Source organism: Caballeronia sp. INML2, from assembly GCF_023631365.1.
GTDB classification, from domain to species: Bacteria; Pseudomonadota; Gammaproteobacteria; order Burkholderiales; family Burkholderiaceae; genus Caballeronia; species Caballeronia turbans.
Genome location: NZ_JALQDH010000021.1, coordinates 1 through 1,007, shown reverse-complemented (window position 1 = coordinate 1,007; position 1,007 = coordinate 1). Strand labels below are relative to the sequence as shown.

Below are 1,007 nucleotides of genomic sequence, written 5' to 3'. Positions count from 1 at the left end.
CGCGATGCGAAGAAGGGCCTGGCGTCGCTGTGCATCGGCGGCGGCATGGGTGTGGCGCTGGCGGTGGAACGTCTGTAGGTCACTGGCAAGATCGGGAAGGGCCAGCGGGCGGAAAGGAGATCGCCGTCCGCATAACGAAAATGGAGTGAGGAATGACGAAGCGCATAGCGTATGTAACCGGCGGGATGGGCGGCATCGGTACCAGCATTTGCCAGCGTCTGCACAAGGATGGCTTCACGGTCGTCGCGGGCTGCGGCCCGAATTCGCCGCGCCGGGTGAAATGGCTGGAAGACCAGAAGGCGCTTGGCTTCGACTTCATCGCCTCGGAAGGCAACGTCGGCGACTGGGAATCGACCAAGAACGCGTTCGACAAGGTCAAGGCCGAAGTCGGCGAGGTCGATATTCTCGTGAACAATGCGGGCATCACGCGCGACGTCGTGTTCCGCAAGATGACGCATGAAGACTGGACCGCGGTCATCGACACGAACCTCACGAGCCTCTTCAATGTGACGAAGCAGGTCATCGACGGCATGGTCGAGCGCGGCTTCGGCCGCATCATCAACATTTCGTCGGTGAACGGCCAGAAGGGGCAATTCGGCCAGACGAACTACTCGACCGCCAAGGCCGGCATTCACGGTTTCACGATGGCGCTCGCGCAGGAAGTGGCGACCAAGGGCGTGACGGTCAACACGGTGTCGCCGGGCTATATCGGCACGGACATGGTGAAGTCGATTCGCCCTGAAGTGCTGGAGAAGATCGTCGCGACGATTCCGGTGCGGCGTCTCGGCACACCTGACGAAATCGGCTCGATCGTCGCGTGGCTCGCGTCCGACGAATCCGGTTTCGCGACCGGCGCGGACTTCTCGCTGAACGGCGGCTTGCACATGGGCTGACGGGCGGGGGGGGGGGGGGGGGGGCGCCGGGGGGGGGGGGGGGGGGCGGGGGGGGGGGGGGGGGGCCCCCGGGCCGGCGGCGGCCCCGGGGTGGGTGTGCTGGTTGCCCACCAC

General features: G+C 65.6%; 1 protein-coding gene. It reads left to right on the top strand.

Annotated elements, in window-relative coordinates; all coding sequences use genetic code 11:
- Positions 1-152 precede the first annotated feature (152 nt).
- Entirely contained in the window at positions 153-893 is a 741-nt protein-coding gene (locus NCT32_RS07690) for a 3-ketoacyl-ACP reductase (RefSeq protein WP_061121944.1), read from the top strand.
- The last annotated feature ends 114 nt before the right edge of the window (positions 894-1,007 follow it).